The sequence below is a fragment of the Haladaptatus sp. T7 genome (assembly GCF_026008575.1).
GTDB classification, from domain to species: domain Archaea; phylum Halobacteriota; class Halobacteria; order Halobacteriales; family Haladaptataceae; genus Haladaptatus; species Haladaptatus paucihalophilus.
On record NZ_BROP01000002.1, the window covers coordinates 67,923 to 83,048 of the forward strand.

The 15,126-nt window shown below is 63.1% G+C and carries 21 protein-coding genes; 7 read left to right on the plus strand and 14 right to left on the minus strand.

The window, feature by feature from the left end; translation table 11 throughout:
* The first annotated feature begins 124 nt into the window (after positions 1-124).
* The gene (gene kynU, locus OPC11_RS06355) at positions 125-1,375 is read left to right on the plus strand and encodes a kynureninase (RefSeq protein WP_264781377.1); all 1,251 of its coding nucleotides are present in this window, start codon (positions 125-127) and stop codon (positions 1,373-1,375) included.
* 38 nt (positions 1,376-1,413) lie between these two features.
* Positions 1,414-2,076, plus strand: a complete 663-nt coding sequence (locus OPC11_RS06360; RefSeq protein ID WP_007978933.1) for a helix-turn-helix domain-containing protein — start codon at positions 1,414-1,416, stop codon at positions 2,074-2,076.
* Here the strand turns inward: OPC11_RS06360 and OPC11_RS06365 are convergent, their stop codons facing one another.
* From OPC11_RS06365 to OPC11_RS06400, 8 genes are all read right to left on the minus strand, one after another.
* Positions 2,077-2,349, minus strand: a complete 273-nt coding sequence (locus OPC11_RS06365) for a hypothetical protein (protein ID WP_264781676.1) — start codon at positions 2,347-2,349, stop codon at positions 2,077-2,079.
* Entirely contained in the window at positions 2,346-2,573 is a 228-nt protein-coding gene (locus OPC11_RS06370; RefSeq protein WP_264781378.1) for a hypothetical protein, read from the minus strand. Before OPC11_RS06370 ends, OPC11_RS06365 begins: the two co-directional genes overlap by 4 nt.
* Before the next feature lie 110 nt (positions 2,574-2,683).
* Complete coding sequence (locus tag OPC11_RS06375; protein WP_264781379.1) at positions 2,684-4,288, minus strand: AAA family ATPase; 1,605 nt, start codon at positions 4,286-4,288, stop codon at positions 2,684-2,686.
* A gap of 180 nt (positions 4,289-4,468) precedes the next feature.
* Entirely contained in the window at positions 4,469-5,308 is an 840-nt protein-coding gene (locus tag OPC11_RS06380; RefSeq protein WP_264781380.1) for a VOC family protein, read from the minus strand.
* A 70-nt stretch (positions 5,309-5,378) separates the two neighbouring features.
* Positions 5,379-6,026, minus strand: coding sequence for a winged helix-turn-helix transcriptional regulator (locus OPC11_RS06385; protein ID WP_007978944.1), 648 nt, complete (start codon positions 6,024-6,026; stop codon positions 5,379-5,381).
* Between the two features lie 45 nt (positions 6,027-6,071).
* Positions 6,072-7,142, minus strand: a complete 1,071-nt coding sequence (locus OPC11_RS06390) for a glutamate--cysteine ligase (RefSeq protein ID WP_264781381.1) — start codon at positions 7,140-7,142, stop codon at positions 6,072-6,074.
* Between the two features lie 45 nt (positions 7,143-7,187).
* A complete protein-coding gene (locus tag OPC11_RS06395) occupies positions 7,188-7,823 on the minus strand; it encodes a fibrillarin-like rRNA/tRNA 2'-O-methyltransferase (RefSeq protein WP_264781382.1) in 636 nt (211 codons plus the stop codon).
* Positions 7,820-8,680 (minus strand): NOP5/NOP56 family protein, encoded by an 861-nt coding sequence (locus OPC11_RS06400; protein ID WP_264781383.1) that lies wholly within the window; start codon positions 8,678-8,680, stop codon positions 7,820-7,822. Before OPC11_RS06400 ends, OPC11_RS06395 begins: the two co-directional genes overlap by 4 nt.
* Before the next feature lie 452 nt (positions 8,681-9,132).
* On the opposite strand from OPC11_RS06400, the gene OPC11_RS06405 reads away from it, so the two are divergent.
* Together OPC11_RS06405 and OPC11_RS06410 are read left to right on the plus strand one after the other, a co-directional pair.
* Positions 9,133-9,903, plus strand: a complete 771-nt coding sequence (locus OPC11_RS06405) for a class I SAM-dependent methyltransferase (RefSeq protein ID WP_007978949.1) — start codon at positions 9,133-9,135, stop codon at positions 9,901-9,903.
* Positions 9,903-10,292, plus strand: coding sequence for a methylated-DNA--[protein]-cysteine S-methyltransferase (locus tag OPC11_RS06410; protein WP_007978950.1), 390 nt, complete (start codon positions 9,903-9,905; stop codon positions 10,290-10,292). The genes OPC11_RS06405 and OPC11_RS06410 overlap by 1 nt, the downstream gene beginning before the upstream one ends.
* Here OPC11_RS06410 and OPC11_RS06415 read toward each other — a convergent pair whose 3' ends face one another.
* The 6 genes from OPC11_RS06415 to paaA form a co-directional block, all read right to left on the minus strand.
* On the minus strand, positions 10,293-10,505 hold the full coding sequence (locus OPC11_RS06415) for a YwbE family protein (RefSeq protein ID WP_264781384.1): 213 nt from the start codon (positions 10,503-10,505) through the stop codon (positions 10,293-10,295).
* A gap of 160 nt (positions 10,506-10,665) precedes the next feature.
* A complete protein-coding gene (gene paaE / locus OPC11_RS06420; RefSeq protein ID WP_007978952.1) occupies positions 10,666-10,833 on the minus strand; it encodes a 1,2-phenylacetyl-CoA epoxidase subunit PaaE in 168 nt (55 codons plus the stop codon).
* A complete protein-coding gene (gene paaD / locus OPC11_RS06425) occupies positions 10,830-11,294 on the minus strand; it encodes a 1,2-phenylacetyl-CoA epoxidase subunit PaaD (protein WP_264781385.1) in 465 nt (154 codons plus the stop codon). The genes paaE and paaD overlap by 4 nt, the downstream gene beginning before the upstream one ends.
* Positions 11,287-12,129, minus strand: coding sequence for a 1,2-phenylacetyl-CoA epoxidase subunit PaaC (gene paaC / locus OPC11_RS06430; RefSeq protein WP_264781386.1), 843 nt, complete (start codon positions 12,127-12,129; stop codon positions 11,287-11,289). Before paaC ends, paaD begins: the two co-directional genes overlap by 8 nt.
* Positions 12,129-12,449, minus strand: a complete 321-nt coding sequence (paaB, locus tag OPC11_RS06435; protein ID WP_007978955.1) for a 1,2-phenylacetyl-CoA epoxidase subunit PaaB — start codon at positions 12,447-12,449, stop codon at positions 12,129-12,131. The genes paaC and paaB overlap by 1 nt, the downstream gene beginning before the upstream one ends.
* A 1-nt stretch (position 12,450) precedes the next feature.
* Positions 12,451-13,392, minus strand: a complete 942-nt coding sequence (gene paaA / locus OPC11_RS06440; RefSeq protein WP_007978957.1) for a 1,2-phenylacetyl-CoA epoxidase subunit PaaA — start codon at positions 13,390-13,392, stop codon at positions 12,451-12,453.
* Between the two features lie 84 nt (positions 13,393-13,476).
* Between paaA and OPC11_RS06445 the strand changes: the two genes are divergently transcribed.
* The 3 genes from OPC11_RS06445 to yqeC are packed head-to-tail and all read left to right on the plus strand — an operon-like array spanning position 13,477 to position 15,120.
* Complete coding sequence (locus OPC11_RS06445; protein WP_007978959.1) at positions 13,477-14,118, plus strand: helix-turn-helix domain-containing protein; 642 nt, start codon at positions 13,477-13,479, stop codon at positions 14,116-14,118.
* Positions 14,119-14,176: 58 nt separating this feature from the next.
* Positions 14,177-14,374: a hypothetical protein gene (locus OPC11_RS06450; RefSeq protein WP_007978961.1), complete on the plus strand. Its 198-nt coding sequence runs from the start codon at positions 14,177-14,179 to the stop codon at positions 14,372-14,374.
* 20 nt (positions 14,375-14,394) lie between these two features.
* Complete coding sequence (yqeC, locus tag OPC11_RS06455) at positions 14,395-15,120, plus strand: selenium cofactor biosynthesis protein YqeC (protein WP_264781387.1); 726 nt, start codon at positions 14,395-14,397, stop codon at positions 15,118-15,120.
* Positions 15,121-15,126: the final 6 nt, after the last annotated feature.

A 15,126-nucleotide genomic window follows, 5' to 3' on the forward strand; every position in this document is an offset into this window, starting at 1 on the left:
GCGGAGACGTGTCACGGGGTGTCGAGATAGGGACAAGCTGACGACCCGCCAAAACGGAGTTCGGGAATCACGACCGACTGACCGGGGCGCGTACAGTGAAGTAGCCGTGCCCGAAACGATACGTATGGATACGGGTGCGGACGACGCGAAACGACGTGACGAGGCCGACCCGCTCGCTTCCGTTCGGGACCGGTTTTCGATTCCGGAGGGCGAACTGTACATGGACGGCAACTCGCTCGGCGTACACTCGTCGGACGCGGAGCGGGCGCTCTCGAACGCGGTCGAGGAGTGGAAAGAACTGGGAATCCGAGGCTGGACCGACGCCGACCCGGACTGGTTCCACTACGGGGAGCGCCTCGGCGACCGACTCGCGCCGCTCGTCGGCGCGGACGAGGCGGAGGTCGTCGTCGGAAACTCCACGACGGTCAACATCCACGCGCTCTTCTCGACGTTCTACGACGGCGGGGAGGTCGTCGTCAACGAACTCGACTTCCCGACGGACCACTACGCCATCCGCGCACAGATGCGACGGCTTGGTCTCGACCCGGACGACCACCTCGTCGTCGTCGAAAGCCGAGACGGGCGCACCATCGAAGAAGAGGACGTCATCGACGCGTTGACCCCCGAAACGTCGATTCTGTTCATGCCGTCCGTCCTCTACCGGAGCGGACAGTTGCTCGACCTGAAGCGACTGACGGACGCGGCACACGCCCGCGGCGCGCTGGCCGGGTTCGACCTCGCCCACTCGGTCGGCGCGGTACTCCATCGACTCTCCGAGTGGGGCGTAGATTTCGCCGTCTGGTGTAGCTACAAGTACCTGAACGCCGGACCGGGCGCAGTTGCGGGCCTGTACGTCAACGAACGCCACTTCGGCACCGAACCCGGACTCGCCGGATGGTGGGGACACGACAAGGAAACCCAGTTCGAGATGGAGACGACGTTCACGCCCGCCGCGGACGCCGGAGCGTGGCAAATCGGCACGGTACCCGTCTTCAGCGCCGCCCCGCTCTTGGGGTCGCTCGAACCGTTCGAGGAGATTGGAATCGACCCGGTGCGGGAGAAATCGCTGTCGCTCACCGACTTTCTCATCGAGATAGTGGACGAGTTGCCGGAGTATCGGGTCGGCACCCCGCGTGACCCCGAACGCCGGGGCGGACACGTCGCCGTCGAACACGAAGAAGCGTACCGCATCGGCGAGGCGCTGAAAGAGAGAGGCGTCGTCGTGGACTTCCGGCCGCCGAACGTCGTCCGGGTCTGTCCGGCACCGCTGTACGTCGGCTTTCACGACGTGTGGCGTGTCGGAGAGCACCTGCGCGAAATCGTCGAGACGCGAGAGTACGAGTCGTTCCACCGTCGCGGTGGCGGAGTGACGTAGCCGTAGCACGTATTACAGTCGCTGGCATTCGTTGTCGTATGAGTACCATCGCCGAAATAGAACTCCCGGCGAAGGAGTTTGCGCTCAGAACCGCCTTGGAGCGTGCGCCGAACGCCGAGTTCGATGTCGTTCGCGTGGCGGCACACGACGCGAATCACGTCATGCCCTACCTCTGGGTGACGGCGGACGACCTGGAGAAGTTGGATTCCGCCCTTCGTGCGGACAACAGCATCGATAAATTGAATCTCATCGAGGATCTCGGCGACGAGCGACTGTACCGGATGCACTGGGTGGACCAGATACACGTCGTCATCCACATCCTCGTCGAGGAGGAAGCGACCATCCTGAACCTCCACGGCAAGGAGGACCGCTGGCGGCTTCGCATCCTCTTTCCCGACCGCGACTCGCTGTCGGCGACGTACGACTTCTGTCAGGACACCGGCCTCTCGCTCGACGTGCGCAACATCTACGAGATAAGCGACACGCGCCACGGCCTGTACGGACTGACCGAAGAACAGCACGAAACGCTGATGATGGCGCTCGAAGCCGGATACTACGACGTCCCGCGAGACTCGACGGCGGACGACCTCGCTGGGGACCTCAGCATCTCCCATCAGGCGGTGTCCGAACGACTTCGACGCGGGCATCGGAGTCTCGTGAAAAACGCGCTCGCGCTCTCCCCGAGCGACGGCCGCGAGTGATCAGGCGTCGTTCATCCGCCGAACCGTCTCCTCGCCGCATTCGACGCAGACGCTGACTCGGTACGGTTCGCGGGAAAACGAACTGTGCTTCGCCTGTTCGTTTTCCGTTCGAATCTCGATAGTGACACGGTGTGGCGTCTCCGCCACACAGGTCGGACACTCCTCCGTCCTGTCCGCCTGCTGTTCATCGTTTTCGTTCCGTGTCGCTTTCGCGTTCTCGTTTTCGTTCCGCGCGTTTCCATCGTCCGGCGTTCGTGGTGGTTTTGCTTTCACTGGGAACCATCCTCGCATTGGACGCTCTTTCTGAAGGCGAAACAGTCGAGCCAGAACCGCTCGACGTCGCTCGTCGGCGGTTCCCCCTCGTGTTGCGGCGTCCCGTACAACCGCTCGGGGTTGTCGTCAACGGTAACCTCGTGTTGTGGGTCGCCGTACAGACGACGTTCATCGTCCGAGCCGTCCGCTTGGTCCGGCGCGTGACCCACTCGTATCGTGCTCATAGGTTTCCCCCTCTAACAAAACGAAGCGTCTCCGGCGTCAGGTGACTCGTGCCTGCACCCGCAAGTGGATGAAAAGGAGTGGTTTCCGTTCGGTTGTAGGACGTCGAAGGTCAGTTCCCGCCGAAGACCGAGCCGAGTTGATCGCGCCACTCGTGGAGTTCCTTCAGTTCGCTCTCGATGTCCCCGATGTCGGAACGGAGCGTGTCGATCTTTTCGTCCATGCGCGTCTCGGTCGCCTCGACGGAATCCGAGAGGTCGGAGACGTCCTCGGAAAGCGCCTCGATTTTTCCTTCGAGCGAATCGACCGTCTCGAAGTCGTCTCGGAGGTCTTCGAGTTCGTCGTCCAACGCGGACGCCTCTTGGGTGTTCGTCGCAACGAGGTCCTCCAAGTCGTCGAGCTGAGACGTGAGTCCGTCGAGGTTGGAGTCCAGTTCGCCCAACTCGTCGAGGTCGTCTTCGAGGTCGGCGAGGTCGCTTTCGAGACCCGATTCGAGGCTGTCGATACTCGTTTCGAGACCGTCGAGGTTCGTTTCGAGGTCGGCGACGCGGGCGCGCGCCTGTGCACCCTCGTCCTTCGCGTTCTCTATCTCCGAACCCATCTCGTCGAGGTCGGCGCGAACCGATTCGACTTCGGATTCGAAGCCGTCGATGAGGGTTTTCGCCGTCCCGTTCTCGTCGATGAACTCCTCTAACGCCTCGGTGTAGGCCGCGAGGTCGTCCACCCGGGACTGGAGGTGGCGGATGCGGACGTTCGTGCTCTCGGGCGTGTCCAAATCGAGTTCCTGCTGGATGCGTTTGAGGTCGTCGTCGTTCACCTCCCCGGCGCGAATCTCGTCGGCGAGAGCGGCGGCGACGCTTCCGGGCCGCGGGGGTGACGCCGGAGGTTCGTCGGCGGTTTCGACGGGCGCTTCGAGGCTGTCGTCGTTCGACTCGTCCGCGTCGTCGCCCCCGTCGATGGAGTCGTCGCCCGGCTCGTCCGCGTCGATGATGTCGTCCTCCGAGCCAGCGAACGGACCGTCTTCGGTATCCGAACCGGCGGGGTCCGATTCGTCGGGTGCGGAGTCCTCACCCGTCGAGTCAGCCGACGCGCTCGCCGCGTCCGCGAGCGGGTCCGTGGCACCGTCGTCCGCGTCGGCACTCGACCCGAGCGGGTCGGAGAGGGGGTCGTTTCCGACGTCGGCGAGCGGGTCAGCGGGGTCGTCGCCCGTTTCGGCGTCCTCGTCCAGTCCCGGCAGTCCGCTGTCGCCCGCGATGACGTCGCGGACGACCTGACTGCTGTCCTCGGAAACGATGTCGGTGATGGTGTGTTCCTCCATGCGCTCCTCGCCCTGCCCGCCGTCGTCCGTGACCGGCGTGACCTCTTCGAGTTCCGGTTCGATGAGGAACTTCTCGGCGTCGGACCAGTCCGACAGTCGAATCCCGTACACCGTCGTCAGCGACTCGTTCGGTTCGAGCGTCCGCTCGAACTGGACGCGGTGGTCCTTGTAAGCCGTCCAGTTCTCGTTCTCGTATTCGGGGTGGAATCCCACGTTGTCCATCGGAAAGTCGTCGGGAATTCGGTCCGTGATGCGGACCGTCACCGCGTCGTCGTGGTCCGACCGGAGTTCGAACCGAATCGCCGGGACCGCGAACGCCTCCCCGTCGAACGATTTTTCGATCGTAACCCCGCTCTCCGAACTCGAAATCACTTCGTTCCCGCTACTGAAATCACTCATACTGTGCACATCCGAGAATGGATATATAAATCATGCGCCGGTAGAATTATCGAACAACAGCTATTACGAAGAATATTTCCGTTCGTCGTAACGTTCGAAGCTACCTAGAAGCCTCGATTTAGGGCCTCTTGGAGAGTATTCGAACATCGAACCCCGATATCCCACCTTTCATACCTACAATCAATCATTCACTGTGATTCGTAGAGTTATAGTATCGGAATCGGACACGTCGAATCCATTCTCCCTCGAAGTCGTCTCGACGCCACGCGCGGCGAACCGATGTCGGGCCTCGTCGAGCGCCGCCCGGTCGGGGACGACGAGTTCGAACCACAGCAACCCGCGCCCCGCGGTCGGTTCCGTGCGGTCGTTCCACGTGTTCAGGCCGATGTGATGGTGATAGTCGTCTGCCGCGAGGAAGAGCGCGGACGGGCCGAACCGCTGACGAATACGGGTTCCAAGCGTCTCGACGTAGAACTCCCGGGCGGCGGAGAGTGACGAGACTTCGAGGTGGACGTGCCCGACGGTCGTTCCGGACGGGACCGTTTCGGCGTCCGTCCGCTGTTCCCGGAGTTCGTCGATGTCGAGCGGCAGCGTCTCCATCCGAACGCTCCCGTCTTCCTCGACGGGCCACTCCTCGCGGGGGCGGTCACGGTAGATTTCGACGCCGTTCCCTTCGGGGTCCGTGAGGTAGAGCGCCTCGCTTACGCGGTGGTCGGACGCGCCGGACAGCTCCCAGTCGTTCTCGATGCGCACGAGCGCATCCGCCACGGCGCTCCGCGAGGGGACGAGAAACGCCGTGTGAAACAGTCCCGCTTCGGTTCGTCTCCGCGCGGGAGCGTCGGCGTCCGCGACCAGTTCCAAAAGCGGAACGCCACCAGCGCCGAGGACGGCGGTTTCGCCGTCCTCCCGCAGGCGTTCGAGTCCGACGACGGTCTCGTAAAAGCGACGCACTCGGTCGAGGTCGTTGACTCGGAGTGCGACGCGACCGACGGTCGTTTCGGGAGAAATTGTGGACTCCATGATAGTCAGTACGGTCAGTACCGTGTGTAGAGTCGGGTGAGAAGACCGTGTATCTTTCCGAAGGGGAAGATTACTCCTCGTCCGCTTCGTCGTCCGATCCGGTACCGTCGTCGGCCACGTCCGCCGTGTCTTCCTCGTCCACGTCGTCCGAGATGTCCTCGACTTCGATACTGACCGGTTCGGTTTCGGACACCTCGTCGTTCAGGTGGCTGTCGAGGTTGAACACCGTGTTCAGCTCCTGTTGTACCTGGTCCACGATACCGCCGACGAGTTCGCTCGGCGCGATGGCCGTGTACTCGTACGGGTTGTTTCCGGCACCCGAACTCTCGCGTTTCTCGCGGAAGACGTTCTCCTCCTCGTGGAGTTCGGCGAGCGATTCGCGGACCGTGCTCGGATACAGCCCCGTCCCTTCGGCGATTTCCTCGCTGGTACTCCCCGGATTCTGCCGGAGGTAAACGTAGATTCGCGCGCGCGTCTCGGTGTCGAGCACCCACGAAAGCAGGTCCACGATACCTTGGTCGAACCCTTCGACCGCGCGGTCCGCCTCCTCTCCGAGGCGTTTCCGACCGCGCGACAGCGGTTTTTCGCCTTCCACCTCGTCCGCATCCAATTCGTCGCCGACGGCCTCCGCGTCGTCCGCACCGCTCGTATCGACGGGTATCTCGTCGCCGGTATCCTCGGAGTCGTTCCGTTCGTTGTCAGCGTCGTCCCCAGTCATGTCGTTCTCAGAAGGACAAAAGTCGGTAGCGCGTAAAAAACTTGCCTACAGCAAAAGGGATTCACACAGCGTCTCGAAGCCGTCTTCCTCGTGGAGTCGCCGTTGACACTCGGCACCGCTCTCCGCGTCGTAGATGTCGCCGATGCCGCTGACGCCGAGGCGGTCGCACTCGCGGTCAACCACCTCGCCGAGCGAGATTTCGCCGTCACAGTCGCGGTCGATAAAGGAAGCGTCATGGCCGTAGCGTATCGCACGCCACTTGTTCTCGTCCAGCAGTTCGCGGCGGTGGCGGTAGCCGGACTCGCCGTCCTCGTAGCGCTCCACGAGGTCGGTCACGAGGGCGTGGGTGTACTCCACGAACGCGAGCACGCGTTCCGGGTCGGCCTGCCCGTCGGGTGTTCGAACCTCGACCGTCCCGTGGCCGGAGTGGGGGCGAACGTCGTACCAGAGTTCGCCGCGGTCGTTTATCGACCCCGTTTCGACCATCGTCCGCTCGAACTCGGCGAACGCCTCGTAATCCTCGAAATCGGTCGGCATGCCGGTGTTCGGCAGCGCCTCGAATATCTTCGCCCGTGCTGACTGCAAGCCGGTGTCGTAGCCGTTCCAATACGGCGAGTTGGCCGACAACGCCAGCATGACGGGGAGATACCAGCGAATCTCGTTCGCCACCCAGACGGCCGCGTCCGCGTCGTCCACGCCGACGTGGACGTGTAGCCCGGCGGTCGTGTTGCGGTGTTGCGGGTACTGAATTCGGTCGAGTTGCGCTCGGTAGCGCGGCTTTTCGGCGTGATCCAGTTCACGCCACTTCGCGCCGGGGTGGAGACCCGCCGCCGCGATGCCGAATCCCTGCGAACTGGCGTGCTCGACGAGAGCTTCGCGTACTCGCCTCACATCGTCGTCAACGTCCGAAAGCGTCGTTTTCGGCGTTTGCGTCTCGATGACGCATTTGAACAGTTCGTGGTCCAAGCGACCGTCGAGTATCTCCGGTGGGTCGGTCTGGTAGACGAGTTCGTCTGTCCCTGCGGTCGGGACGCCTCGCTCGTCGACGACGTAGAACTCCTCTTCGACGCCGAGCGTCCCTAGGTCGGTGAAATTCTCGGCCGAACCCAAATCCATTTTTCGAGATTTAGCCACCCGAGACGTAAATACTTCCGGTGACGGTCACACCTTCCGGGGAACGGCCACGACGCCGAGATGGTCCACGTGGAACGGTTCGAGTCGTCGGGTTTCGATGATTTCGTACCCCTCCCGAAGCGTGTCGAGCGCGCGCTCGAACACGGTTTCCGGGTCGCTCGCCACGTCCTCGCTTCGGGCTTTGATGGCGAGAAGTAGCCGACCGTCCTCCCGAAGGAACCGCGCGTTTTCACAGGCCACGCGGGCCTGTCCTCGCGTCGCCACGTCCTGAACGAGCACCTCGACGTCAGATTCGACGACGTGCGCGTACGTCTCGGGTTTTCGCGCGTCCTTCAGCAGCGGAAAGAGGTTTTCGCGGGTTTCCACGGCGTCGAGCAGGTCGCGGGTCGGTCGCGGTGCGAATTCGACCGCGTACGTCGGCCCGGAGAAGTCGGCGACGTGGCTCACCGTCGTTCCGCTCGCCGCCCCGAGGTAGAGCACCGTCTCGCCACCGTCGAGACCGGTGTCCATCCCGTGTTCCAGCATGGCGGCCAACTTCGAGCGCCGAGCGTCCCAGCAGCGCCAGTCCCCGTCGGTCGGTTCGCCGTAGACCGGGTGACCCTTCGTCGCCAGTCGGTCGTCGCCGCCGAACGTCCGCCGTTCGACGCCATCGGGGAGCGTCATTCGTCACCCCGCGACTGAATCGCGTCCATCCGGCGGTCGAGTTCCGCCTTCAGTTCCGGGTTGTGTTCGCCCGAGTAGTGGTCGATTCGCGCCGCGATGACGAGTTTCCCGGACAGCGTGCGCGCCGCCGACCCGCGCTGGTCCGGCGGGGCCGCCCGAACCGCTTCGTGCGTGTAGATGATGCCGTGTTTCGGCGAGGAGGCGTGTCCGCGGAGGTGGGCGAACAGCGCGTTCTCCGCGCCGAGCACCTGTACCGTCCCGCCCGGCATCTTCGCCAGCGATTCGAGTCCCCCGGCCAGCGCGATGAGTCGCGCGGCGAGCACCGGGTCGGCGAGCGTGGCGAGATTCGGCGCGACCGCCGGTGCCTGTCGCTCCACGAACGACCGGAGTGTATCGCGCTCGTCGGCGAGGTCCGCGACCCGCTCCGCCAGCGACACCACCCGCTCCTCGACCGGCGTTTCGGGGTCGCTCTCGGCGAGTTCGCGGGCGTATCCGACGCCCGTTCCGGCGTCGGGATACAGCGTTCCCGCCCACTCCGCGACGCGTTCAGCGAGTTCGTTCGCCTCCGATTCACAGTCGTCCATCGCGCGCACCGCGTGCACGAGTTGGCGGTCGTCCGCCCGTTCGCGCTCCGTCACCGCGTCCCGCGTCGCTCGGATGGTCGCCGCTCGAAGCTTCTCGTAGTAGTCCGCGTCGTCCTCGGCGAATCCGGCCTCGACGGCCCGCTCGGGCCAGTCCGCCGGTGTGTCGGCGCACCCCTCCCGGATGGCGCGCGCGCCGTCCTCCACGTCGTCCGGTTCGACGCCCGCGAACCACCCCGGTTCGCCACCCGTCGTCTCGGCGTCCGATTCGGTCATGGCCGTGGGTTGTGCGCCTTCTCGTTTAAACCTACGTTTACGCGCTCTCCGGTGCCTGTCACGGGTGCTGTCGTGCGGCGGTAGCCACATCGCGTAGTCGTCAAATCTCGTCTTCCCGGTGTGCGAAGCGATTTTAGTGTATAATAGTAAAAAATAGTATTTTTTAGTATGAATCGGTAGTTTCACGGACGGCTTGGGGGTTCGCGAGACGAGTTAGTACACCGGTTTCATCGCACCTCACAGGAACGCACCGCCGACAATCGTGGTCTCGCGTATCGGAAACCGAAGCGAATTCGGTACGTTGCCATCGGACCGCACCACGGTGGAGTCCGGTCACAGGGGGCCGGACGGATGAAGCCATCTCGTCACAAAAGACGAACTGTTTCAGCCGTTCATCCAACCCTTTTCGTCCCGATACGAGCAGTTAAGACCCACCCGCAGAGTTGGAAGTTATGGCCGGTCTCTACGCGCATCCCGACTACTACGAGATTGCCTTCGATTTCCGCGATGTGGCGGCCGAAGTAGACTTCTTCGAAGCCTGTATCGACCGATTCGGCGAGCGGTCGAATCGTCCGGATTCCGTCCTCGAAATCGCCTGTGGCCCGTCCCCGTATCTGCTCGAATTCGACGCGCGGGGCTACGAGTTCACCGGCTTGGACAACTCCTCGGAGATGATTTCCCACTCCATCGAAAAGGCCCGCGAACACGACATCGAAGCGACGTTCCTCCGGCGAGACATGGCGGACTTCGTTCTACCGAGCGACGTCGATTTCGCGTTCTGTGCGCTCGGGTCGCTGTATCTCGATTCGAACGAGGCCCTGCTGTCGCATCTCGATTCGATGGCCGACGCGATGACGCCGGGGTCGCTCTACTGCATCGACGGCTCCATCGATTTCGCGGGCGGCACGTCCTCCCAAAGCGAATGGGAAACGACGCGTGGAGACACGACGGTTCGGTTCGGCATCGAACAGGAACCGATACACACGACGGAGCAGTTGGTTCGACAGACGCTGACGACGCGCGTCGAGACGCCCGAGGGAACGCGGCACTTCCGCGAGGAGTACGTACGCAAGACGTTCGCGCCCCAAGAGTTCCGCATGCTCCTCGAACGGACCGAGTTCGACCACGTGGGGTGGTTCGACAGCTTCGACCTCTCGACCCCCGTCGAGGACTGTGAACCGGGTACGCTCCACCGACCCGTGACGGTCCTCAGGAGGCGCTGATGTTCGTCTCCGTTTGGGACTGGCAGGTCGAAATCGACGACGCGCTGGTCGCCGAACCGCTCGACGAAATCCGTCAACAGGTCGGCGAGTACGCGGCGGGCGAACGGCGGTCGTTCGACCTCACCGTGGACTATCCAGACTCTTTCACCGGACGGGTCATGGCCGCGATGGCCGACGTGCCGCGCGGCGAGACGCGGACGTACGGCGACATCGCCGACGAACTCGACACCGCGCCGATAGCGGTCGGACAGGCCTGTGGTCGCAATCCCGTGCCGCTGGTCGTGCCGTGCCATCGCATCGTCGGCGCGAACGATTTAGGCGGGTACTCCGGCGGACGGGGGGACCGCCTCGGACTGAAAAAACGGCTGCTCGACCTCGAATCCGACTGACTATCCGTCCGGTACGATGCGTTTGACGCGTCCGGTAATCCCGGACTCCAACTCGACTTTCACGCCGCCGGGTTCGCTGTGCTCCTCCGAGAGAATCTTCGCGATATCGCCACGGAGCGGTTCGGCTTCGTCCGCGTTCTCGGCGTTGGTCTGCTCGATTTCGACGGTCATTCCGCGGCGCAACTCCTCTCGCGTCGGTCGATTTGCGGACATACGACGAACTGCAACGGACGGCGGAAAAAACGTGTTGGCCATCTCCATTCGTGTATGGAATCAGACCCATTTATTCACCCTACAAAAGAATTATGTTTACTTTCTCCATAGCTGTTGGTGCGGACCCATCAACACGTCCCCTCGTCGGGACACAAAACCCCTACTCGAACTTCTCGAACGGCTGTTCACAGCCGTTACAGTAGTGCATCGACCGACAGAGCGACGGCCCTTTCGGGTGTTCGCGGTGGGTGTCCGTCGAACCGCAGTAGGGACACTCCGCGCCCGTTTCCTCGCCGCTCGTCGTGACGCTGGGGTCGAGTCGTCTCATATGCTCAGTCCGAACTCCCTGAGGTCGTCTTTGCCCTGTTCGGTCACCATCTCGATGGACCACGGCGGATTCCAGACGAGTTCGAGGTCCGCGTCCTCGACGCCTTCGACCGCCGCGACGTCGTTCACTATCTCCTCGGTCAGCATCTTACGGGCGGGGCATCCGGTGTACGTCAGCGTCATGATGACGGTGACGCTCGCTCCGGCGGCGTTGCTATCGTCACGGGACTCCTCGGGAGTCTCGCACTCGACCCCGTAGATCAGCCCCAGATCGACGATGCTGATGGGCATCTCGGGGTCTTCGATGTCGTACAGCGCGTCCCAGACGCGCCGTTCGAGGCCGGTCGCTCCCTCGCCCGTCGCGGGCAGTTCGTCGGGGGACCGTCCGCTTTTCGTGTAGTCGGTGTACGCACACGCGGTCGGTTCGGAGTCGGTGTCGAACTCCTGTGGGTCACTACTCATTATCTGGGTCCGGCATGATTCGGTGGGCTTCGGTTCGCCCGAGGTCCCGGTACGTCCGCGTCATGTCGTCGTGAAGGTCGGCCCAGTCGTCGGTGTGGTTTCCGTCTCGTCCGATGTGCTCGGGGAGCAGTTCGTCTACGTCGTCCTCGGATTCGGCGGGCACGTCCACGCCGAGCGACGCGAGGAACGGGACCACGATGTCGAGCCACTGCTCGCGCATCGAGTCGAGCGACTCGGTTCGAATCCCGAGTTCGTCGATGTCCTCGTTGGCGTCGCCCGCTTCGAACAGCGTCAGCGCGTACGGGAACAGTCGGTCAACAGCCGCCTGTACGCGTTCTACCCCCTCGTCGTCGCTCGTCAGCCGTTCGAGCCAGTTCTGTGCGTGCTCGCGGTGGTAGTTTTCCTCGCTCAAAATCTTCGCCACGCGGTCCGCGATTCGCGGATACGACGTATCTTCGAGGGCTTCGAGACGGAGTTCCTCGGCAACGTCGTAGAAGTATCCGCGCACGATGGCGTCGGCCCAGTCGCCGGTTTCGAACGGGCGTTCGACGAGCGTCGAGTGGCGGAAGTCCGCGGGGTCGCGCTCGAAGATGAGTTCGGCTTCCGTGTAGCCGAAGTCCTGCAACAGGTCGTACCAGAGCCGGGCGTGGCCGAGTTCGTCCTGTGCGATGTTCGAGATTGCGAGGTCGGATTCGAGCGTCGGCGCGCGAACCTGCCACTCGGTGTAGCGCTCCGCGAGGACGAGTTCGTCGTCGGCGAGTCGGCGGAGCAGGCTTTCGACGGCCGCTCGCTCCGCATCGCCCAGTTCGTCGGGTCCGGCGAGTTGTGCCGACATTATGCCTCACTCCGTCGTCGGTCCGCGTCTTCCTGTTCGCTCTCGGAGTCCTCGATTTCCTGTGCGAAACTGGAGTCGATGGTGTTGTACGCCATCACCCAGCGGTAGGATTTGTTCGTCGTGCCGCCGAAGGCGGTTTCGTCGGCATCGACTTCGCCGATTTCGTCCTTCGGGACGACCCAGAGGCTGTTGGTCGGCTTGCGACGCCCGTGTTGGACTTGGGCGAACATGAGCGCCATGTCGCGGTCCGGCGCGTGGACGTTTCCGCAATGGGTGTGATACTTGCCCGCTTCTTCCTGTCGGAACACTTCCCAGATCATGTTAATCAGCCGCCACCGGCGTGTTCGAACCGCTCGATTCCCAGTCGTCCAGTACGTCACGAACCCATTCCGCCGCGTCCTGTGCGTGTTTGCGGCCGTTTATTTGACCGACGCCGGGTTCGTAGCTGTTCTTCGCGATTTGGAAGAACTCGTCCCAGTCGAGGTCGTCCTCGCGCACTTTGTACGTCCCTGTCTCCTCGTCACGCTCGATGCGGGGTTCGTCGGGAATTTCCAATCCGTACTTCTTCGCCTTCGGGATGTAGGCGTTGAGGAAGGCGTTGCGGAGGTCGTCGTTCGTCATCGTCTTCAACCCGACTTCGGCGGAGAAGTCGTGGTGGGTGCTCTTCTCGTTGGTCGGCCCGAAGAACTGGATGATGCGGGGCCACCACTCCTCGAAGGCCTCCTGCATGAGTTCCTGTTCCTTCTTCGACCCCATCGAGAGTTCGCGCATGATATCCTCGCCGTGTTTGACGTGGAAGCCCTCCTCGAAACACACCTTGTCCATGGCGTGTGCGTAGGGTTCCCAACTCGTGCGCTTCAGCGTCGCCTGTCGGCGCATCGCCGCGCCGTCAACGAAGAAGGCGATCATCGGCGTCTCCCACCAGTTTTCCATCTCGTAGTGGAAACAGTTCAGGAACTTTCCTTCGCCGTTCGCCAACTCGTCCAGCATCTGGTCGCGGGTCTTGATACCCAGCGATTCTGCGGCGCGATAGAGCAGTTGCCCGTGGCCGATTTCGTCCTGCACCTTCGCGCTGAACGCCAGTTTGCGGTCGAGGCTCGGCGCCTGTCGAATGAACGGGCGTTCCAGATACGCCCCCATGATTTCGGAGTTCGCGTGGAACTGAATCATTCGGGTCGCCGCCTTGCGGTACTCCTCCGGCATGTCGTCCTTCGGACTGAACTGCCGGGGTCCGGCCCGCTCCTTGACGGTTGCTATGTCCATGGTCGATAGTTATGGAGCCCAACCCATACCGATTCGCCCGTCCATGTACGGGGTTTAAATATGCAGAGCGCATACAATCGCGGCATGATTGACGAGTGCCTCGTCGTCGAATTCGCCGTAACGGGCGACGACTGCCCGTTGGCCGAGGCGTCGCGCGAGACGGGGGTTCGTATCGACTGCCAACCGCCACAACATCGGGACGATGGCTACGCCCTGCTCCGGTTCAGCGCTCCCGCAGAAAACGACGGTCTCGCCGACTTTCTCGACGAAGACGACCGTATCCGATACCTCCACGTTTCCACGACCGACGGCAGACAGAACTTCCGCTGTCTCTCGAAGCACGCGTGCGTCGTCCACGAACTGACCAACGTCGGGTTCATGGCCGAGTCGCTCCGCTACCGCGACGGCGATGCGAAGTTTACGGGGGCGGTCGTCGGCCACGACGTCCTCCAAGGCGTGCTCGAAGCCGCCGGTGAAACGGTCGGGATGCGACTGGAGCGCGTCCATCAACTCGGGTCCGAGGACGAGAACGTCGTCGCCCAGCAGTGGGACGTGACACCCGCACAGGAACGTGCCCTCCGAACCGCACTGGAATCGGGCTATTTCAGCGTCCCGCGCGGGGCGACCGCGAGCGACGTCGCCGACGAACTCGGCATCAGCAAGTCGGCGTTTTTAGAGCGTCTCCACCGCGCCGAGCGGTCGATGTTCGCACAGATATTCGCGTAGCTGTCGCGGGCGGAAACCCGACGCAAGGTTCATGTTCCGGTGCCAGATATTCTCTCCCGTGCCCACGTCCGACGTCCCCTCTCGACCGGAGATCATCCTCCTCGTCTTCGGCTATCTCTCCATCTCGCAAGCCCACGTCCTCCCGGATGGAGCGGCCGTTCTCGGCTACGCGACCGGGTTCTTCCTGTTCGTGTTGATTCCGTTATTAATTTTGGACGAGACTGACTCCCGGTCGGAATCCAGTAGTTCGAAATAGCGCCCGTTCGATTTTCTCACATGGACCTCGTTACGGCACTCTCGGCGGATTCCGGGCTCCTCTGTGTCGTCGGAGCGGGTGGGAAAAAATCGACGCTGTACACGCTGGCGTCCCATCTCGACAGGGCCGTCGTCACGGCGACGGTCCGAATCCCGATTTTCGATGACCACGTTCGGGAAGTCGTCGTCACTGATTCACCGGGGGAAACACTCCATAGGGTCGAGGAATGGCCCGTTGGGGTCGTACCGGAACAGGAGCGACCCGATCGCTATCGAGGATACGACACCGAGACGGTGGCGTCGCTTCGGGACCGGATCGACGCGCCGGTTCTCGTGAAGGCGGACGGCGCGCGGACGCGGCTTCTGAAGGCACCGAACAACCGCGAGCCACAACTCCCGTCGAACACCGACGTCGTCGTTCCGATTGCGAGCGCTCGCGTCGTCGGCAAGCCGCTGACCGAGGAGTTCGTCCATCGACCGGAGCGAGTGGCGTCGCTCACGGGGCGCGAAGCGGGCGAAGAACTCCGTGCGTCAGACGTGGCTACCGTGCTGGCGAGCGCGCGCGGCGGGATGAAGGACGTTCCCGAGGAGGTGACGGTCGTTCCGGTCGTGAATATGGTCGACGACGGGGAGTTGGAAGCCGTGGGACGGGACATCGCGGAGCAGGTGCTAGCGAGTGCGGACGTTTCCCGCGTCGTCCTCACGAGGATGACGGCGGACGAACCCGTGGTTGCGGTCGTCGAATGAGAGCAC